16 protein-coding genes are annotated in these 21185 nt (G+C 48.2%); 3 read left to right on the top strand and 13 right to left on the bottom strand.

Annotated features, from left to right (window positions below):
• Positions 1 to 117: 117 nt before the first annotated feature.
• On the top strand, positions 118 to 366 hold the full coding sequence (locus AC6R0R_RS02050; RefSeq protein WP_334553381.1) for a hypothetical protein: 249 nt from the start codon (positions 118 to 120) through the stop codon (positions 364 to 366).
• A gap of 79 nt (positions 367 to 445) precedes the next feature.
• Here AC6R0R_RS02050 and choV read toward each other — a convergent pair whose 3' ends face one another.
• The 10 genes from choV to AC6R0R_RS02000 form a co-directional block, all read right to left on the bottom strand.
• Positions 446 to 1633 (bottom strand): choline ABC transporter ATP-binding protein, encoded by a 1188-nt coding sequence (gene choV, locus AC6R0R_RS02045; RefSeq protein WP_500625522.1) that lies wholly within the window; start codon positions 1631 to 1633, stop codon positions 446 to 448.
• Between the two features lie 2 nt (positions 1634 to 1635).
• On the bottom strand, positions 1636 to 2478 hold the full coding sequence (gene choW / locus AC6R0R_RS02040; RefSeq protein WP_334553378.1) for a choline ABC transporter permease subunit: 843 nt from the start codon (positions 2476 to 2478) through the stop codon (positions 1636 to 1638).
• 45 nt (positions 2479 to 2523) lie between these two features.
• A complete protein-coding gene (locus tag AC6R0R_RS02035; protein ID WP_500625521.1) occupies positions 2524 to 3462 on the bottom strand; it encodes a choline ABC transporter substrate-binding protein in 939 nt (312 codons plus the stop codon).
• A gap of 156 nt (positions 3463 to 3618) precedes the next feature.
• Positions 3619 to 5316 carry a choline dehydrogenase gene (betA, locus tag AC6R0R_RS02030; protein ID WP_500625520.1) on the bottom strand — a complete coding sequence of 566 codons (1698 nt, stop codon included), beginning with the start codon at positions 5314 to 5316 and terminating at the stop codon, positions 3619 to 3621.
• A gap of 13 nt (positions 5317 to 5329) precedes the next feature.
• Positions 5330 to 6790, bottom strand: coding sequence for a betaine-aldehyde dehydrogenase (gene betB / locus AC6R0R_RS02025; RefSeq protein WP_500625519.1), 1461 nt, complete (start codon positions 6788 to 6790; stop codon positions 5330 to 5332).
• A gap of 17 nt (positions 6791 to 6807) precedes the next feature.
• Entirely contained in the window at positions 6808 to 7404 is a 597-nt protein-coding gene (betI, locus tag AC6R0R_RS02020) for a transcriptional regulator BetI (RefSeq protein WP_487903301.1), read from the bottom strand.
• Positions 7405 to 7795: 391 nt separating this feature from the next.
• A complete protein-coding gene (locus AC6R0R_RS02015) occupies positions 7796 to 8872 on the bottom strand; it encodes a response regulator (RefSeq protein WP_500625518.1) in 1077 nt (358 codons plus the stop codon).
• Positions 8873 to 8901: 29 nt separating this feature from the next.
• On the bottom strand, positions 8902 to 13698 hold the full coding sequence (locus AC6R0R_RS02010; RefSeq protein ID WP_500625517.1) for a PAS domain S-box protein: 4797 nt from the start codon (positions 13696 to 13698) through the stop codon (positions 8902 to 8904).
• A gap of 23 nt (positions 13699 to 13721) precedes the next feature.
• Complete coding sequence (locus AC6R0R_RS02005) at positions 13722 to 14921, bottom strand: EAL domain-containing response regulator (protein ID WP_500625516.1); 1200 nt, start codon at positions 14919 to 14921, stop codon at positions 13722 to 13724.
• A gap of 307 nt (positions 14922 to 15228) precedes the next feature.
• Positions 15229 to 16443, bottom strand: coding sequence for an Lcl C-terminal domain-containing protein (locus tag AC6R0R_RS02000; RefSeq protein WP_500625515.1), 1215 nt, complete (start codon positions 16441 to 16443; stop codon positions 15229 to 15231).
• Between the two features lie 189 nt (positions 16444 to 16632).
• Between AC6R0R_RS02000 and AC6R0R_RS01995 the strand changes: the two genes are divergently transcribed.
• A complete protein-coding gene (locus AC6R0R_RS01995; RefSeq protein ID WP_500625514.1) occupies positions 16633 to 17796 on the top strand; it encodes a helix-turn-helix transcriptional regulator in 1164 nt (387 codons plus the stop codon).
• A 14-nt stretch (positions 17797 to 17810) separates the two neighbouring features.
• Here the strand turns inward: AC6R0R_RS01995 and AC6R0R_RS01990 are convergent, their stop codons facing one another.
• Together AC6R0R_RS01990 and AC6R0R_RS01985 are read right to left on the bottom strand one after the other, a co-directional pair.
• A complete protein-coding gene (locus AC6R0R_RS01990) occupies positions 17811 to 18155 on the bottom strand; it encodes a YajD family HNH nuclease (RefSeq protein WP_500625513.1) in 345 nt (114 codons plus the stop codon).
• Positions 18156 to 18323: 168 nt separating this feature from the next.
• Positions 18324 to 19208: a LysR family transcriptional regulator gene (locus AC6R0R_RS01985; protein ID WP_500625512.1), complete on the bottom strand. Its 885-nt coding sequence runs from the start codon at positions 19206 to 19208 to the stop codon at positions 18324 to 18326.
• A 118-nt stretch (positions 19209 to 19326) separates the two neighbouring features.
• Here AC6R0R_RS01985 and AC6R0R_RS01980 point away from each other — a divergent pair, with 118 nt between their 5' ends.
• Positions 19327 to 19998 (top strand): type 1 glutamine amidotransferase domain-containing protein, encoded by a 672-nt coding sequence (locus AC6R0R_RS01980; protein ID WP_500625511.1) that lies wholly within the window; start codon positions 19327 to 19329, stop codon positions 19996 to 19998.
• A 228-nt stretch (positions 19999 to 20226) separates the two neighbouring features.
• Here AC6R0R_RS01980 and AC6R0R_RS01975 read toward each other — a convergent pair whose 3' ends face one another.
• Positions 20227 to 21156, bottom strand: a complete 930-nt coding sequence (locus AC6R0R_RS01975; RefSeq protein ID WP_500625510.1) for an SDR family NAD(P)-dependent oxidoreductase — start codon at positions 21154 to 21156, stop codon at positions 20227 to 20229.
• Between the last annotated feature and the right edge of the window lie 29 nt (positions 21157 to 21185).

Genomic DNA, 21185 nt, shown 5'->3' with positions numbered 1-21185 from the left:
CTGTGTGTTGACCAAGAGGGTGATTTGTTTGTCACAGCCTAAGCGGCAGTGATAGAGTGGCGGCTATGCGCGTAATGCCGCACAGATGTCAACAAGATAGACCAAGAGATAACCAATATGATTAATGACGACACAATTATCGCCAGCCTAGAAGAACTTGAAGCCTTTTTGATCGCCGTTGAAAACGGCACGCTTGGCCTACAGGGTGTCGCCGGTATCGCCCTTGCGACCAGCAACGCAGACGGTCGCCGATTTGTCGCAGTGCTTGATGACAACCATCAATTGATTCTTGGCCGCTGGGTCACAGAAGATGTGTTCCAAAATGGTCAAGAGTTAGTCAGAAGCGGCACTGGCCGTAAACACTAAACCGAAAAGGGCTGACAATGCGTCAGCCCTTTTTGCTGGCGTTCAGAGCGAGATGAACGCTAACGATGCAAGAGGTTAACTACGCCGCTTTCGGCGCGTTGTAATTACCTAGCAACGCGTCATAAAACTCACTGTCGTTCAACACGCCCACTAAGCGCCCTTCTTCCATCAATAAGATAGGCTGCCCGCTGCGCTGTTTCAGTTCAATCGCTTCACGCATCCCAATGTCAGGGCTCGTGACCACCACGGTCGAGGCATTCACGGCGTCGAAATCACCCTTGCTTGCATCCCAATACAGCAAAGAGAGCGAGGAGTCAGGCGCAAGTTCAAGGCGCTCTCCTTGTTGACTCACCCACAGTGCGTCACTGCCGCACACTTGCCATTGGTTGGCGTTGTGCTTTAACGCTTCCACCGGCTGCATCAAGGAGCGTCCTTTCAACACATTGAGAGGATTGGTGTGCGCAACAAAATCTCGTACGTAGTCGTTCTCTGGCGTCAGGATGATCGCTTCTGGTTTGCCGTGTTGGATCAGCTTGCCTGACTCCATAATCGCAATGTTGTTGCCGATTTTAAGTGCTTCATCAAGATCGTGGCTGACAAACAAGATGGTTTTATTCAGTTTCTTCTGCAACAAAATCAGTTCATCTTGCAACTGAGCACGGATCAGTGGATCGAGCGCGGAAAACGGCTCATCCATCAGCAAAATATCACTGTCCATCGCAAAGGCGCGCGCAAGACCGACACGTTGCTGCATCCCCCCTGAGAGCTCATGCGGGAACTTATCTTCCCACTCGGCTAAGCCCACCATCTCGAGCTGTTCACGCGCTTTGGCTCTTCGCTCAGCTTTTCCTTGCCCTTGTAACTCGAGACCAAAGGCGACGTTGTCCAATACGGTAAGCCAAGGCATAAGGGCGAACTTTTGAAACACCATAGAGACACGATGCGTGCGCAAATGGCGCAGTGTCTGTTCATCACAGTTGGCGAGATCCACTTGTGAATCACCATCTTTGATGGTTAATGAGCCACGAGAGATCGTATTAAGCCCATTGACCGCGCGAAGCAGGCTGGATTTGCCCGAGCCAGAGAGGCCCATCAAGACACAAATTTCGCCTTCATCGACCGACAAAGAGACATTATCGACCCCCACCACTTGCGAGGTTTGGTCAATGATCTCTTGGCGTGATAATCCTTTGTCGAGTAAATCGAGGGCCAGTTGTGGTTTGTCACCAAACACCACATCAAGTTGATTAATTGTAATGGCTTTCATGATTAGGCTTCCTTCTGGTTCGGTGATTTACACAGTCGGTCAAGGATGATAGCAACCAACACGATGGCAAGACCGGCTTCAAAACCTTGCGAGATGTTCACCGTATTAAGCGCACGCACCACAGGTTTTCCTAGGCCGTCCGCCCCCACCAGCGCGGCAATCACCACCATAGATAGTGACAACATAATGCACTGAGTCACGCCCGCCATAATACTTGGCATGGCCGCAGGCAGTTCCACTTTAAACAGCAGTTTCATGCGCGTGGCACCAAACGCTTTACCGGCTTCGACCAGCTCTTCCGGTACTTTAGTGATGCCGAGGTAAGTCAAGCGAATCGGTGCGGCAATGGCGAAGATGATGGTTGAAATCAGCCCCGGGACAATACCCAAACCAAACAGAACCAGTGTGGGGATCAGATAAACAAACGTGGGTACGGTTTGCATTAAGTCGAGAATCGGTCTGAGCAGAGTGTAGAGCCAACGACGGTGCGCCGCCATAATGCCCAGAGGCACGCCAATTAATACAGAAATCGTTGTCGCAGCAAAGACTAAAACAAAGGTTTCTAGCATCTCTTGCCAGTAGCCAAGATTGAGAATCGTCAGCAACGCGCCAATAATGAATAACACCAGCGGAAGACTACGATGCAGATACCAAGCAATGGCCGCCGTCATCAAGATCGGCATCGCAGGTGGCATCCATTTAAAAATGTCTACAACAAATAGAATAATGGTTTCAAGAAAGAGAGAAATCGCATCAAACAGCCCAGCAGCGTTAAATGTTAGCCAATCAACCCCTGCTTCCATCCACTCACCCAATGGGATTTTGTTGTCAGTAATAAAATTCACAATATAACCTTGATGTTGCGGGTGGGCAGTGCCCACCCATTTGACTTACGCTTTTGAATCAATGTAGTTTTTAACCGCTGAAGCCGCGTCTTTACCGTCGATGGTCTTCACGCCTTCTAACCACTTTTCAACCTGCTCTGGGTTGGCTTTCAACCACTGCTGAGCCGCAATTGAAGGTTTAACATTTTGATTCAAGATGGCTTCCATCAACTGGTTTTCCATCTCAAGGCTAAACTCAAGGTTTTTCAGTAGTTGGCCAACGTTGCCACATTCAGACAAGTAGTTCGCTCGCACGTTGGTGTACACGTTCGCACCGCCGTAGTTCGGGCCAAAGAAGTCATCGCCGCCCGCGAGGTATTCCATCTCAATATTGCTGTTCATTGGGTGCGGTGCCCAACCAAGGTAGACAATCCACTGATTGCGGCGTACAGCGCGTGCCACTTGAGACACCATGCCGGCCTCGCTGGATTCAACCAGGCTGAACGATTTCAGGCCAAATGCATCGCTATCTATCATGGATTGGATTAGGCGGTTGCCGTCATTTCCTGGCTCAATGCCATAAATGCGGTCGCGGAATTTGTCGGCGTTTTTCGCGATATCAGCGAAGTCTTTCACCCCCGCTTCATAGACGTATTTCGGTACTGCTAGCGTGTACTTCGCACCCTCTAGATTGGCACGTACGGTTTCCACTGTGCCAGCCTCACGGTATTTAGCGATATCTCCCTCCATCGTTGGCATCCAGTTGCCAAGGAAGATATCGATATCACCGTTTGCCATCGAAGAGTAAGTGACGGGCACGGAGAGCAGATCCGTCTTAGTTTGGTAACCCAGACCTTTCAGTACTTCAGACGTGACTGCGGTGGTCGCGGTAATGTCCGTCCAACCGACATCGGCGAAACGCACGGTTTCACACTGGTTGGCATACGCATTGATCGCGAAACTCGACAGAGCGAGTGTTGAGAAGGTTTTCGTCATCATAGACATGTTGATTTCCTTTTTACTAACTTTCTGTTTTTACTAACTTTCTGTTTTTACTAACTTTCTGTTTTTACTAACTTTCTGTTTTTACTAACTGCTTATTATGTTGACCGGCCGCAACGTGCCGGTCCGTGCTCGCTTTTTGCGAGTCTTTCCTTCGCTTTACTTAATGATGTGCGCACGTTTGGGCGCATGAATTCGCTGTTTTTCTTGCCATTTCGGTGCAACCCACACAGGTTGGTTATCTGGCTCAAGCAGAGGCTTGCCCAGAATCATATCCGCTGCACGCTCAGCCACCATGATGGTGGGCGCGTTGAGGTTGCCATTAGGAATGGTCGGGAAGATGGATGAGTCCACAACACGCAAACTCTCCACGCCACGAACTCGACAGCTTTCATCCAATACCGCCATCGGGTCATCGTCTGCGCCCATTTTGCAGCTGCACGACGGGTGGTACGCACTCTCTACGTTCTGTTTCACCCACTCATCAATCGCCTCATCACTGGTGACGTCGCTGCCGGGTTGAATCTCTTCACCGCGAAACGCATCCATCGCTGGCTGGTTGAGAATTTCTCGTGTCAGGCGAATGCAATCTCGCCAGTCCTGCTTGTCTTGCTCAGTCGAGATGTAGTTGAACTCAATCTTCGGCTTATCGTGCGGATTCGCCGACGTGATCGCCACGCGGCCACGACTTTCAGGCTTATTGGGGCCAACATGCACTTGGAAACCGTGGCCATCAAACGCCGCGCGTCCGTCGTAGCGCATCGCTGCAGGCAAAAAGTGATATTGAATATTGGGCCACTTCACCCCTTCACGTGAACGAATAAAGGCGCACGACTCAAAATGGTTGGTAGCCCCTAAACCTTTGCGCGTCAGGATCCACTCAGCGCCGATCATGCCCTTACTGACTAAGCCAAGTTTGCTGTTAAGCGTAATCGGCTGGGTGCAGTGATATTGGAAGTAGACCTCTAAGTGATCTTGCAGGTTTTCACCCACGCCCGGTAGATCATGTTTGACCTCGACACCCGCCGCCTCAAGCACCGCTTTAGGCCCAATGCCGGACAGTTGCAGCAGTTGCACCGAACCAATGGAACCGGCACTGGCGATCACTTCGACGCTAGCCATTGCGTGTGTTATCTGACCCGACTTTTCATACTCCACGCCAATGGCACGGCCGTTGTCGAGCAGCACTTTGCGCGCAACGACGCCTTTAATCAGAGTCAAGTTTGAACGCTTACGGGCACGCTTTAGGTAGGCGTTAGACGTAGAAGCGCGAACCCCTTTGTCTACCGTCATGTCCATCGCACCAAAACCTTCTTGCTGATAGCCATTGTAATCGTCGGTTTCGGGATAGCCCGCTTCCACGCCAGCATCAATAAAGGCGCGGTAAAGCGGATTGAGTTCCATATTGTTGCCACCACAGGTGCCAAGCGGCCCATTACCGCCTCGGTAGGCATCTGCGCCACCCTGCCAAGATTCCGCACGGCGAAAATAGGGCAGGCAGGCTTGGTAGTTCCAACCCTCGGCGCCGTGTTCCTGCCACTGGTCAAAGTCACAGGCGTGTCCGCGCACATACACCATGCCATTGATGGATGAGCTACCACCCAACACTTTGCCCCTTGGGCAGTGCAGTTGTCGGCCATCTAAGCCTTGCTCAGGCGTCGTTTCAAATTGCCATGCGTATTTTTCACTGTTCATAGGGTAAGAGAGCGCCGTTGGCATTTGGATAAAAATGCTCTTATCGCTGCCCCCGGCCTCAAGCAGCAGCACTTGGTGCTCGCCGCTTTCGGTCAATCTGTCCGCCAGTACACAGCCCGCTGAACCGGCGCCCACAATGATGTAGTCGTAACGAGTTGTCATTGCCTGCCTCCCGTTATGCGTATGGGCTTTCGTAGCCGCCAAGTTCCACCAAAATACTTTTGGTTTGGGTATAGTGGCGCAGGGTTTCTGGGCCATTTTCACGACCAAGACCAGAGTGCTTGTAGCCGCCCACTGGCATTTCTGCCGGGGAATCGCCCCAAGTGTTGACCCAGCAAATACCTGCTTGCATCTGATGAATCACTCGATGCGCTCGAGACAGGTTTTGAGTAAAGACACCCGCTGCCAAGCCGTAGTCGGTATTGTTCGCCCGTGCGATCACCTCGTCTTCATCGCTAAAGGTGAGCACAGACATGACAGGCCCAAAGATTTCCTGCTGCACGTGAGGCATATCGTCATCGCAATCAATAAACACCGTTGGCTGAACAAAATTACCGTTTGCTAGCGCGCTATCTTTCACCGCCTCACCGCCAGTCAATAAGGTCGCGCCGCTCTGCTTGGCGCTTTCAATCGCTGCGAGCACTTTTTGTTGATGCTCTTTGGAAATAAGCGCACCAATCTGGGTCGCCTTATCCATAGGATCGCCAACCACCAGTTTCTCGGTTCGCGCTTTAAGTTGTTCTATAAATGAGGGGTATAATGACTCATGCACAAACACACGAGTACCGTGGGTACACACTTCGCCTTGGGTATAAAAGTTCGCCACCATCGCTGCCGACACCGCATCGTCAAGCTTGGCATCATCAAAAATGATCAGCGGTGACTTACCACCAAGTTCCATGGTGACGTGTTTTAGCGTGCGCGCACTGTCTGCCATCACTTTCTTGCCCGTACCTGACTCACCAGTAAACGACACCTTGGCGATATCAGGATGTGCGGTCAGCATTTGACCAACGCGATGATCCCCTTGCAAGACGTTAAAGACGCCATCAGGCAGCCCTGCTTCAGTGAATATCTCAGCCAGTTTCAGCGCGGTCAGTGGTGTCTCTTCCGACGGTTTGAAAATCATCGCATTCCCTGCGGCGAGTGCTGGAGCGGATTTCCACATCGCGATCTGAATCGGGTAGTTCCACGCGCCAATCCCTGCGCAAATGCCCAGCGGCTCGCGACGTGTGTAGAAGAACTGTGATTCACTCAGCGGCTGCTGCTCACCTTGAAGCGCAGGAGCAAGCCCGGCAAAGTATTCGATCACGTCTGCGCCGGTGACGATGTCCACTTCCAACGCTTCTTGCAAAGGTTTACCTGTGTCCGCCACTTCGAGTGCGGCGAGTTCATCGTTGCGCTCACGCAGCAGCGCCACCGCTTTGAGCAAAATGCGGCTGCGCTCAGTGGCACTCATCGCTGACCAAACAGCAAAGCCTTTTTTCGCCGATTCAATCGCAAGCGCGAGATCGGCTTCGCTGGCTTGACCTATGGTCGCCAAAGGTTCACCCGTTGCCGGGTTGTAGGTGGTAAATGTTTCACCAGACGTTGCCTGGTGGGCTTTACCGTCGATAAATAGTGATTTCATATCCATGTAAAGTCTGACTTAAATTATTTTTGTGAGTAAAACGTGAGTTGTTTATCGAGATAATCGTTGATGATTTGGCGCGCCATATCGGCGTCTATACCTTGCGGGTTGAGCGTCCCGCGAATCCAAATCCCATCGATCAACGCAGCGATACCGTGCGCGACCACCTCCACCTGTTCGGCAGAGAACAGCGCCTTGAGTTCGATCTTCAGATGAGAGAGCAAGCGCTTCTCATTGACTTGCTGAAGACGTTTGAGCTGAGCGTCGTGCATTGAGTATGACCAGAAAGCCAGCCAGGTTTTGGCCACCTTATTCTCTGCTTGATAACCGACAAAGTTGCCATCAATGATGGCGTTGATGCGTTCAACGTGGGCGTCTTTTGGCAACACCTTGAGTTTCTCGGTGATGGTGGTTGAGAGCTGACGCAAAATCTCACGCATCGTCTCCTCTAACAGACCATGTTTACCGCCGAAATAGTGGTTGATGATGCCCGTCGACACACCCGCTTCTTTGCTGATCAGAGAGATACTGGCCGCGTGTAATCCTACGCGATCGATCACCGTCATGGTGGCCTGCACCAACTGTGGTTTTCGAATTTGTGGCATCCCAACTTTCGGCATCAAACGGCTCCATTTATTTTTTATTGAACGTTCAGTTAAATATAAAATGCCTGAAAATTAGTTCGAACTCAAATGATTTTTCATTAACGTAAAGAATCAATCCTGATTGAGAGGCGAAAACGGGTGAGAAGAAAGCCGCAAAAACGACACAAAATTGCTACATTTTAGCGACAACAAATGCCTTCAAATAACTGAAAGTTATAGATATGGCGTAACACCAGCGTAAAGTGCGCGACTTAACAGTGAGAGGAGAACAACGAGTAAGGTTTACACACATGAGCAGCACAAAATAAAAATCACGTGCACGAAATATTGTTGATTAGCCCACTAAACAAAGTGCACGGCGCTAAACTTGGCTTGTGGCAACAATGTGCTGTGTTGGGCTCAGGCGTTATACCACCGCCAACAGCTTTTTGAGCAAGGTTTCCGCATTAGTCGGCTTGACGATGTAATCCACCGCGCCCAATTTGAGGCACTCGACAAAGCTGTGTTTATCGGTATTGCTGGTCAGCATAATGATGGGCACATGTTTAAGTGGCTCGAGCTGTTTAAACGCTTTTAGTGTCTCAACACCGTTCATCACAGGCATATCAATGTCGAGTAGTACGGCACTGGGTGGGAACACTTTGGCTTTCATAATCGCTTCAGCGCCATTCGAGGCCGTTTCCACCCGAAATCCTTTCGGTTGCAAAATCGTGGTGATGATTTTAAGCATCATTTTCTGATCATCGGCGACAATCACCAAAGGCTCTGTTTCTTTGGTTTTCGGCTTAGCACTTCTTACCTGAGCGCCGAGATCACTGAAGTAGACCTCATTAAGGTTCTTAAATTCATCTAAGCCCTGCTTCATACGCCCGCTGGTCTCATCGCCTTCTAGGCTTTCATGGCGCTCACCTAATTCATTGAGATCCCTTGCCAAATCATCCAAAAGACCACCCTGAATGCCTTTCTCATCATTGATCGATCCTTCGATACCATCGAGTTGCAGCGACACGTCGAACATATCTCGGCGCGAATCCTCTATCTCTTGCTCCAATTCGCTGACTTTGATCTGCTGCATCAGCGCCTCAGAGGTGAGATCCAACAGCAAACGCACCTTGTTCATGTCATAAACAGGATTGATCGTGTCGTAGAGAAAAAAGCGCTTCGACATGCACTCTTGGTAGGCTTGCTCACGGTACTCTCGATTACAAAACAACACCGACAAATGAGGGTATTTCATGATGTTCGACAGCGCACTGTGTGAATCAAGCAACTGGTACAAATCATTCGCAAACTTAGGGTCTTCAAAGGCGTAGATGAACATGAAGGCAGTGTGCTGACCACGCGCAAACTCAATAAACTCTTTTTGATCCTCTTTTAAATTGGAAAAGACCAGTTCACTCGCCCGACCACGCAGAACCTCCTCCATTAAGTCACGAATTTCATGTGACTCATAAAACACCACAACGGTAATCGATTTATCCATATCTTTTCTCGGCCCTTAAATCAGTGAAACTAAAGAATGCCCAAGGTGTTCAATTGCTGCTCTATCTGCGTCAGCTCCGTCTTAATCTGCTCGATGTTGTGCGCTGCTAAATCAATGTCTTGATTGTTCAGCTCTATCTGTTTAAACAGTTCACTCACATAAGCCGCGCCACTTGAAGCCGAAGAGCCTTTCGCGGCGTGCGCCAAGCTTTTGATCTTATTATAGTTCAAAGCAGAGATGGCCGACTCAAGATCGGCCACTTCCGTTTGAATACTTTCCCAATACATGGTGAGGATCTCACTGATGATCGCTTTGTCATCGGTCCCAATCACCTCAACTAAGGTCTCTAGTCTCAGACCCTTTTCCATCCCCTCTTCCGTTTCCCCTTCCTGCGTATCAGGAGCGCTGGCTTGCGCGGCACTGATCTGTTTCAGCCAATGCGCCAGTTTGCTCTTCAATAAGCCAATTTCGACCGGTTTGGAGATGTAGTCGCTCATGCCCGCTTTGAGGCAGGTGTCCGCTTCTCCCACTAAGGCGTTAGCGGTGATCGCGATAATGGGGATCGGTGCTTGAGATCGCTGTGCTTCACGCTGCCTGATCTGAGCCGTGAGCTCGTAGCCATCCATATTGGGCATATGGCAATCGGTCAAAATTAAGTCGTAAGCACCGCTTTCCCACATATCTAGACCTTCGACCCCATCATTGGCTATATCATGGGCGATCCCGAGATTGTCCAACTGACGGCCAATCACCATCTGGTTGGTTTTGTTATCTTCAGCCACCAGCACACGTACCCCTTCGGTGGCAAGTTGGGTGAGCATCGACGCACTCGCGCCATGCGCGCTTTCTAAACTCTCTTCTGGCCATTGAAAATCCGGACTCACCAGACCGCAAAGCACGCCAATGCCATGAATCAACTCACTCGGTTTAAGCGGATGCCCTGCAATCACGAACAGATAAGGATTCACATACCCTTTTGATTTGATTGGATCTTCTTCGATCATTAAACGCAGCGCGCCATCGCTGTCAATTTGAGCGTCAAAGAGCGGATCGCAGATCAAAATAGGCTTTTTGTCGCCCTCACGGCGAGTGACGGGTTGCCACTCTTGTGGGCTCGATAGCACCGTCATGTCTGTTACGCCTAACTGCACTAAGCTGTGTTCACAGCCATCTTGGAACGGCGCTTTACTTAAGCCAATCACAATCGGCTGATTCGCCAACATCACGTTGCTAAATTCTGGCGTACGGTCAATCACCTCTGGGATGGGAATCGTGAGCGAGAACGTACTGCCGACCCCTACTTCACTGCGCACCGCCACTTCACCGCCCATTAACTCAACAAAAGATTTGGTGATGCTCAGGCCAAGCCCTGTCCCGCCATATTTACGAGTGGTCGAGGTGTCCGCTTGCTGGAAGGGAGTAAAGAGCGATTGCAATTGGGTATCACTGATGCCGATGCCGTTGTCACTCACCTCGATGTGCAGCAAAGATTGAGTGTGGTCAAAGCGGCTCACCAACTTCACTAATCCTCGTTTGTCCTCGTAGTGGGAAAACTTGATCGCGTTGCCCGTTAGGTTAAGGATAATTTGTCGGATGCGTAGGGAGTCAATAGCAATGCTTTGTGGGATAGACAAGTCTGGCTCCAACACCAGATCGACGTTTTTGTCCGACGCGTTGACCCAAAGATTCGCAGCGGTTTTTTCCATGATTTCAAGCAGCGAATTAGGCGTCCACTCAATTTCGATTTGGCCTGACTCAATTTTAGAGAAATCGAGTATGTCGTTGATGATATCAAGCAGGGCAAATGAAGAATCACGCACTGTGGTCGCCATGCGTTTTTGGTCGGCGTTGAGTGGGGTTTGTCTCAGCAGTTCAATCATGCCGATCACGCCGTTCATCGGGGTGCGTATTTCATGGCTCATGGTCGCAAGAAATGCCGACTTCGCCTCGTTAGCCCGCTGGGCAGCGAGCGTCTCTTTTTCTAACTCGGTTAGGATGCGTTTCTGCTCGGTAATGTCGATGTTGATACCAAACATCTTGACCGGTTTGTTGTCGTCATCATACACGATAGCCGCCGCCACCTTCGCCCAGCGTACATCGCGCTGTCCTTTGCGACGAAAACGAAATTCCGACTCGATCGCTAAATCAAACTGCATCGCGTCTTGAATCTCTTTCTCTATCGCATCAATGTCCTCTTCCAACACGCGGTCACGCCAGTCAACGTAGGTGAGTGGGAGCCCCTCTTCGACGCCATAAAGATCATAGGTACTCGGATCCCAGCGCAATTCATCCGTCTCAATGTTGTACGCCCAGTTACAAATCCCACCCGCTTCTGACGCGATGTTGATTCCGCGAATCAACTCTTCGCGTTGATCGCGTGCGTCACGCAGCTCCTGTTCAAAGGTCTTGCGTTCCGTGATGTCTTCAATAATGGAGATATAATATTTGGGCTGCCCTTCGTCATCTCTCACCAAAGAGATGTTGAGATTTGCCCAGAAAACGCTTCTATCTTTGCGGATATAGCGCTTATCTAGGGTATAAAAGTCTGAGTGGCCTTCTAGCAAGTCCTTTAAATAGCCTTTGCTTAAAGAGAGATCTTCATGATAGGTAATATCCACCACATTCAGTTCAAGCAACTCCTGTTCGGAGTACCCTAAACTGGCACAGATGCGCTGGTTGACTTCCAGCATTTTTCCATCCAGCGCAACACGAGCAATCCCGACGGCGGCTTGGTCGAAAGCGGTACGATAAATGGTCTCTCGTTCTTTTAGCTGTTTTTGCAGGCTTAATTGCTCATCTTTGATCGCTTGCTGCTCGGTGATATCGCGTATTGCAGCGACAAACAAGCTCTCGTTTTCCAATCTCGCTTCGCCCACTGAGATTTCAACAATGATGATGGCCCCGCTTTTGTGTTGCGCCTTGACGGTTCGCAGTTGACCGATAAATTGGCGGATCTCTTGGTCAAAATAGCATTGGCGCTCTTCGTTGTCTTTCAGAGTGGTTTGCGGTAGGAGCACTGCGATAGGTTGACCTATCATTTCGTGCTGCTTGCGACCAAACATCAATTCCAACGAGTGGTTTACGTCAATAATGATCCCTTTGTCATTCATGACTATCGAGCCATCGATGGCGGTATCAAACACGGTTCTTAAACGCTTGGCGGCTTCGCGTGACTCTCTGGTACTCTCTTCGATGCGCCTTTCAAGCTCAAGCCTGGCGATCTCGTCATCTTTCTTAATTTCCGTAATGTCGTTATGCACCAGAATAAAGTGGGTCACCTTGCCTTCATCATCAAAGACGGGATCAACACTGAGGTTATTAATGAAGGTGGTGAGATTTTTCCGGTAATTGATCATCACGCAGGTACAGCTTTTGCCGTGCTCGATGGCTTCCATTACGCGCTGCTTAGACAAACGTTCTGTTTCCGCTCCCCAGAGCACTTGATAATGTTGATCGATCAGTTCGTCTGCTCGGTAACCAGTGAGAAATTCAATCGCTTGGTTGACGAAGATGATCGGCATCGAGGTTTGTCTGGCATCGGCAATCACGATGCCAGAAGCCATCGCGTTCATCGCCGTGCGTTGCAACTCGACTAGCTGCTGCTTCTCGCTCACTTCACTGAGCAATCCATCCCGCTCATACAGTTTTTCTTTCAGTTCCAGTAACGCGTTGTTGATCGAGCTGACTTCATCTTTTCCTTGGCGCTTTTCAATCTCTGGCTCCAAGTTACCATTGGCGATTTCCAGTATGGCTTGAGTCACCTTTTGCAAAGGGCGCGTCAATATGCGCGAGGAGAGATACCAGAGTGAGATAATCAATATCAACGCGACAAAGAATATCCACTTGCCCAGTTTCATCAGCTCAGCGTATTCGTTGTAGGCGATATTTTTGTCGACCCGGATCAAGGTCGACCAATTCGGAACCGGCACGTCGGTCTCACTACTGAAGTGCGCAAAAGCCGTGAACTGCTCGATGCCTTTGCGTGCATGAGTTGAAATGACTGTCCCCGTCAAACCAGCAATCGCACGTTTTGCTCCTTCGACCCCCTCATTGACCAAATTGAGCTGGCCCAGGACCGAAAAGTCGCGCTCATAAGTGGTGGTTTGTTGGACAAGCGGGTCGTAATCAACAATCACGTTGCCTTGTTCATCCAGTAGGGTGAGCTCGGCATAAGGTAAGCCTTTTTGCGCCAGCAGTTGGTAGGCTTTCTCAAAACGCTGCTCAACAATAGTAAAATCCAAGATATTGAGCCAATAGCCAATCAGGGTGCCTTGGGTGTCGTAGATTTTCGAGCCGATCAGGAGATCAAACTGCTGCTCATTGGTGTCGATGATGCGCTTGGTTGGGCCGAAGAAAAACACATCCCCGACGGCGTGCTCGGCGCTAGAAATCGCTTTAAACCAGTTGGATTCCACCACCTCTGATTTGGAAATATTGTTGCTGAAAATCGTTTTTCCTAAATGGTTGCGGCTATTTTCTGCAATCATTTCTCCATTGAGATCCATGATACCGATGCGCCGATAGACTGAATAGTTCTTGATAAGTCGATTAAGCGAGGCCAAAAATTCCGGATCTGTGACATCATATTTAAGCTCGGCTTCATTTTCCAACTCACCCAGCACTAAAGGAAAAATCGACGCGTCGTGATAGCGCTCCATTAAGTTTTGCTCAATCAAATAGGTCAGGAACTTAGCTTCCCGCTCTAAGCCGTTGGAAGTGTATTGCTTGAGCAGCCCATCACTTTTACTCAGCATTAGATAGGTCGCGGACATCATGAAAAGTCCAACAATCATCAGTCCTATTGGCAATTGCTTTGAAAGTTTCATTTTCTGTCCTTAGGCTATTAGAGTTATTGTTTGCGGTGCTCAGTCCATAATCCCACTTGGCCACGATTGACTCTCGCCACTGCCTGCTCACTAGGTTCAGGGCGAGCTAAACCAAACCCTTGACCGATATCGCAGCCCAAACGCTGTATCGCTTGCAGCGTTTTATTGTCTTCAATCCCCTCTGCCACGACTTTGAGACCAAAGTCTTGGGCGAGGCCAATACAGCGCTGACATACGGCCAGTGATTTTTCATTCTCTAGCACATCAAACACAAAGCTCCTGTCAATTTTGAGCTCGTTAAAGGGTAGAGAGTGCAGCTGGGTGAGGGTTGCATAGCCGGTACCAAAATCATCAATAGAGACGCCAAAATTGAGCATCCGCAAGCGAAGTAACGACACATGCACGCTTTGTGGATCGTTTGAAATCAAGGTTTCGGTCAGTTCGCACACGATGCGATGATTGCTGATGCGAAACTCTGCCGCTTTGTCCGACAACCATTGCGGAAAGTGCTCATCTTCCAGCACTTGGCTAGAGACATTGAGTGATAAGGTGAGATGGTCATACGCGCTGCCTAACTGAGAAAAAGCGTGCATGGCGGCGTTGATCACTTGCAAGGTGAGCCGCATCATCAAACAGCTGTTTTCCGCAGTCGAAATAAAGCGGCCGGGCAGAATCAAGGTGTTCTCATCGGGTTCGATTCGCGCCAAGGCTTCAAAGCCCATCAACTGCATGGTGTCTAATGAGTATTGTGGCTGAAAATACGCTTTTACATGTTTGTTATCGAGATGCATTGCCAACGCTTGCGGCGTTAACGGCTCACTCTCGAGCGGTTGATCGTGCACATCGCAGCCCGGTTTACGATGCAGGTAGTGGCGAATCATCGCAGCCGTGATGGGCTTGGACGATACGCCTAAAATACGCAGATGGTAGCTTTCGGTGAGCGTGCGCGTAGAGCGAATCAACGCATCGTCTTCACCACTGATGATGACGATGTCGCCGCGAAATCGTTCATTACTCAACTTTTGCAGTAAGTAGAGGCCATCCGAATCGGGCATATTAATGTCACAAAAGATAAGATCGATATGCGCCCCTGCCACTACGTCATACGCTTGCGCCCCATTCCCTGCCTCATGAATATCAAAGCGCCCCAACGCATTAAGCGTGGACGCTAACATGGTGCGGATAATGGGCTGATCATCAACAATCAGAATGGATTTGGTCACAAACACTTCGCCTTTGAGAACGCTATCTAAACGAAAGTATAGTCAACAATTACCGTGATGATGCTTTAGTTAATAATTGATCATGCTGATATATCAGCCTTTATTTTAGAAAGGGCTGATATACATTTGTGATAGTGAACAGAGAGAATAACTCGCTAAGCGTGAGGGAGAGCCAGCGAGGAAATGGCGTGTCTTGTGAGTCTAGGGGGCAAGGACTGAAATCAAAATGCTGTAGAGCGTGTCCAATCTGTTTCATTCACGCAAGATGATCCCAGCCCTCAATTCTTAGTTAGGCGTCAACATTAACTTAATGCACGTCTCTCACCAAGCGAACCCAATTATCAATTGAGATGTAATCCGTGGCCATCTCAGAAGCAAGCTCATAGTCGGCAGGTATACCGCTTTTGGGATCACTACGTTGTGCGCCGGCGCCATGCCAATCGTAGTATTGAGTAGAATCAGAATTTTTCTTACTCCATGCCTGCGCAAAAGAAACGTAGACCGCCGTGTGTTTAAAGTCACCTTGAGTGGTATTCGTCCAAAAATAGTACGAATCATTGCTTGACTCAAACTGAGTTGGTGTCACATCAAAATAAGTCGTGTTGATCGCGGGTAGATCTTTCTTTTCGTAGTCAACCAGAGATTGAAGCTCTTTTGCGTTAGGTAAACGCCAATCACTATACCCTGCCAAAGTGGCGTTTTCGGCGTACTCCAGTGCGTCAACCCAGTTCATCCTTTCGCCACTGTCACTTTTCGCCCACATCAAGCCAGTCGAGCGATCTGTAACGGTACCATCTTGATTATCAACGTAATCCATTTCATAGAGAGTCGTTGTGCCACGAACTGCGCGTACGTAGTTACCTGGTACAAACATATTATCGGAGTCCTGAATTTCTGACCCATCAAAAAACAACCCTGTTTCATAGGATTTGATATGTCCATCGGCAAAATTAAAGCCGAAGCCACCCTGCAGCCCTCCATGAGTGGTGAAATTTTGTACTGCCCCTTTGTTATACACGGTGCTAGACCAAAATGCACCGGCAAAAGGCAAACGCTTATCGTATTCAAAATCGAAGTATTCGGTATCGATATAAGGTTGGCTAACTGCACCGCTCTCAGGCTTCATTAATTCACCATCGAAGTTGGCGAGAGAATAAAGTTCTTTTATGGTAGGAAGGCGCCAATCATCATAGCCGCCGAGGGTCATTGATTCCACGACCGCTGCTGAGTCAGCTAGGTTTCTTCTCGTTGTGTCGTGATCTTGTTGCCACATTAACCCGGTATTCAAATCGGTCACTGTACCATCACCATTGTCTTGATATCGCAAGGGCACGCCTTCATAAGACGCATCTTGGCCTAAATACAAACTGTCACTCGAAGCAGCCAATGGTTTTCCGTTAGTATCAAAATGACCCGTTTGCCCTGTATCTGGTAACTTGGGGAAATCGTCTTGGGCGAGAAGCGGGGATGCTGTCGCAGTCATCAATCCTACAAGCACTGCTTTACTAAGAACCTTTAACATCTAAATCACCTAATTAGTATTGAGTTGATAAGCCACAGTATTCCCTCAAGCCCAAACTCGATCGTCCTAAAACATAAGTTTGGACGCTATTTTTAGAACTTTTTATATTTTTCCAATATGATATGCGCGAAGAAATAACGGACAGCTTGCCGAAACAAAAACCTTTGTTGTCAACGAGGAAAAGTGAGAGTGATAGAATTCAATATGACATGGAACCTCGGGGTCATTGCACTGACTCTCTCGGCATTTACCGTCCTCAAGATGCTGAGGCAACCTCAATTCCATCGTGGATATGTGATTATTACGATCTGGTTATTTGTCTTACTCGCTCCATTTACTAGCCACATGCTGGATTTGATAAACGATCACGGTCCACACTTAATGGCTCCGTGGCTTAATCCAGCATTAAACTTATTGCATGGCCCAATCATGCTCATCTATACACAACAGCTAATCAGCAAAGAGTATTGGCCATCGTACAAGTACGCATTTCACATGCTCCCTTTCCTGCTCTTCTACGCACTATTCACGCTCTATCAGCCAGACGCCGTTGTTCTACCTGGGTCAAGTTCCAGCTTGTTGGATAAACTGAACTTCATCAGTGCTAAACCGGATGTCATCGAGGGGATTTTGGCGTTTTTTGGTCAATGCAATCTGATCATCTTTATGATCTATTCGGCTTGGACCATTCGCATACTTCGCAAACATAATAGAAATTTATCCACTTATTTCTCCCAGCAAGGGTCGACGATCAGTTTGATTTGGATTTACGTCATTCCCTCACTGTTTGCTTTTTTGGTCTTGCTCAATATCATCAATGAGTCAGGTGATACCTCGTTGCTTGCTCCGATGGACGCTCATCTGCTCTCATATCTAACCTTTATAATCGTGTTGTGCGTCTTTGGAGTAGAACAACCTCCGTTACACCAAACTTTGGGTTGGGAGCAACAAGATGAAAGGCAAACCTCATCTCGTAGTGATGATGTCAACGCCCCAACATACGCCCCAGAAGATCTGCAAAAGCTCAATGTACTAATGGCAACGGAAAAGCTCTACTTAAATCCGGACCTGACGATATATCAGCTTTCTCACTCACTTGGGATGCCGAGGCGAGAAGTATCGTCACTTTTAAACAATGGATTGAATAAGAATTTTTTTCAATTCATCAATGAATGGAGGGTGGATGAAGTAAAGCGTCAGCTACAAGATCCGCATACTCGCCGATTCACCTTATTGGATATCGCGCTTAACTGCGGTTTCAAATCAAAATCATCGTTCAACAGCATTTTCAAACAATGCACAGGTATGACGCCCTCCGCATATAGAAAGAAAAACGATGATTTTGCCTTGTGATGGCGAGCGCCTTGTCATTTTTTCATCATCTTCGCCAGATCGGCAAAAGGATTGTAGGTCGCGCTTTGGTGATCATCTTCACCAGGCTGGATTTCGCTGCCATAGCGATCGTGCTCTAGGTATTTACTGTGCTCATGATCGTGGCAGTAGAGACAAAGCAGCTCCCAATTGCTGCCATCTTCCGGGTTGTTAGTGTGGTCGTGATCTTTGTGGTGTACGGTGAGTTCACGAAGATTGGAGTAGACAAACTCTCGGGCACAACGGCCGCATACCCAAGGATAAAGTTTCAGTGCTTTTTCACGATAGCCCGCTTCTTTGCGCGCATAACCTGCGCTGGTTCCGTAGTAATCTGATGACATGTGTGTATCTCGGTGGAAAATAAACGTGTTGATGGTATCACGCGAACACTGATGAGACCGTGATTTAAACTTGATCGTGCTTCTCAAACCCACCAACTATCCACTTTGAATTTAAATGTAGAGATTATCTAATCGATGATTGGATTGCTCACATTTGTACCGAGTTTCTCACTCTTGCCATTTTGAAAAGCGCTCAAGAAGATAATCGATCGCTAACCTTGCTCTCAATGGCAGGAAGTGACGATTCTGATAAACAATCCAGCTACTATTACCACTTCCCCAATAAGGCTCCAGAATAGGGACTAATCGACCTGATGAAAGGGCATCGTTAAAACTACTTTTGGGTAGATACGCGATGCCTAATCCTTCGCTGCAAGCCTGTAAAACAGTGTGGACATTGTTGCTTTTCCATCTCCCCTGAACTTTGACGCCATCTAAGGGCTTTCCATCCTTTTCAAACAACCAGACATCCTTATTGGCAATGATGCAGCTATGCTGCTTTAGCTGCTCTGGATGAATAGGCAGACCATGTTCATCAATATAGTGCTGGCTGGCTGCTGCTGCCATGGGTCGATCAACGAGTTTTCTCGCGACCAACCCCGAATCACTCAACCGTCCATAACGGATGGCAAAGTCAAAACCATCTTCAATAAAATTGACCATACGGGTGTTGAAGTTAATTTCTACGGTGAGATTCGGATGCAGTTTCGCGAATTCCATTAGAGCAGGAGCGACATAGTTTTCAGAAAATGCGCCAGCGGCACTAACACGCAACGTACCACTTAACTGAGTTTGCTGTGTCGTAAGCTGTTCGTTCGCTTGTTGGAGCCCAATCACTAGCTCTTTGCATTGCTGGTAATACGCTCGACCGGCCTCAGTTAAGCTCACCATCCGTGTTGAACGAGCTAACAACGCCACACCCAGTCGTTCCTCTAATTTCGTCACTTGGCGGCTAACGTGACTCGTACTGCAACCTAATTGTTTTGCTGCAGAAGAAAACCCTAAGCTCTCCGCGACCGTAACAAATTCGTTGATACCCTCAAAGCTATCCATAGTTACCTTTGCTATTTAGCAATAATGTTTTGTCAAACCAGTGTATTATCACTCATTTGAATAGCAAATAGTATGAGGGTGTTGAACAAAGAGACGCAAATCATTTGAGGAAAGCAGCATGAAAAAAGTACTAATTATTGTGACAAACCACGCGACACTCGGTGATACCGACCAAGCGAACGGAACTTACGCGCCAGAGCTTACTCATGCGCTTGACCAACTGCTTGAAGCTGGCTTTGGGTACGATATTGCTTCAATAAAAGGTGGTCAGGCACCACTGTACGGTACCGATATAGAAGGTGATGTGGTCAACGCGAAAATCTTAGCGAATGATGATTTCCAGAACCGCATCAATAACACGATCCCTGCTTCACAAGTGAACGGAGAACACTATGATGCGATCTTCTACCCTGGAGGCTTTGGCCTTCTTTCAGATCTAGCAAGCAATGAAGAATTCGCAAACATCTCCGCAACACACTATGAAAACGGCGGCATTATTGCGGCAGTATGTCATGGTCCTGGTGCTCTTCTGCCAATCACACTCAGCAACGGCGAGAAGCTCATCGCCTCTAAATCCGTGACAGGCTTTACTCGCGAAGAAGAAGTTGACTTCGGTACAATCAACGACATTCCTTTTCTTCTTGAAGAGTCTCTCGCACGCAGTGCAGCACGCTACTCTAAAGTCCAGCCATGGCAAGAGTTTGTGATTGTCGATGACCGCCTTATCACAGGGCAAAATCCAACTAGCGCGCACGCTGTTGGCAAAGCCATTGTGGATTTATTGGCCTAATTAACCAATCAAACCATCAACAGCTCAATTGAATCGAGCCGCTTCGGGGGCGTTTAGTTTTAATTAGCCACCCGAAGCGTGTAGTGTTCGAGGGTAATATGAGTGACTTAGCGGTTGCTCTGTTTTTCTGGGACTTGGGACTCAATAACCCGTCAGTTGAAGCTATTGATTTTTAATCCAATAGCTCAAATTTGTTTGAGTTCTCTGAATAATTTCACACTAAAACTTCTACTTTATAAACTCATGAATAACGGTATTTGCATTATCTTGGACTGACTCTTGACCAATAATTTCCGGCCAATGTATTGCTTGGTTGGCTAATTTTCCCGTTAACCCTTTTTCACTGCCCCACCAAATACCAGTCTCAAGATCCTCTGTATTTAGCATCACGTCCACATAACGTTTGGCACCCACTTCAACAGAATGTGCTTTACCAAAGAACTGCAAAACTCTCATTGTGGCATTGGTTGCCCATTTTTGATACCAAGGGAAAGCATCTGCCCCCGATGTGCCCGCTGCCATTCCTGGATCAACAGTGACAAACCTAAAGTTCGGATGTTTGCGTGCCATACTCATGGTCCATAGGGCACCCATAAGTTTTACCGAACCATAGTGGTCAGTATAGGCCTTGTTTTGGGCAAATTTTTCTCCATTTACAACCGATACCCACTCTTCTATCGAGCCTTCTGTAATCGGCGGTTTCGCGGCGCCAATCTCAGGCGCTCCTCTTGCTGCAAAGCTGGCGACATACACGACCGATCCCCTAGTGTTTAACTTCCCGTTATTCATTAAACGTTCCGCTAAATGGATATTCCCTAATACATTAACTGCGAAGGTAAAAATAACACCATCTTTTGTAAGTTTTGTAGGCTCAGAACCGCCTGCACCACCAGCATTTAATACAATGCCATCGACTTGGGTATCAAGATTTTCAGCTGCTTTTCGACAGGACTCTAAATCACTTACATCTACAATCAATGTTTCGAAAATGTTCTTGCCTGTGAGTTTTTCCAACTGCTGAAGCGCTTGTTCCGCTCGCTCTTCACTTCGGCATGCCAAAATAATTTTTGAAATACCTTTTCTTTGAGCAAACTGTTTAGCAGCCTCAAACCCAAGTCCAGAGTTTGCGCCGGTAATTAAAATTGAAGAATATGTCATATCGAGTACCGAGTAGAAATAGAAGAACT

The organism is Vibrio sp. R12-SW3-ISO1 (assembly GCF_059834005.1).
Note: the sequence above shows the minus strand (reverse complement) of the source record. Positions and strands in the feature narration are given on the sequence as shown.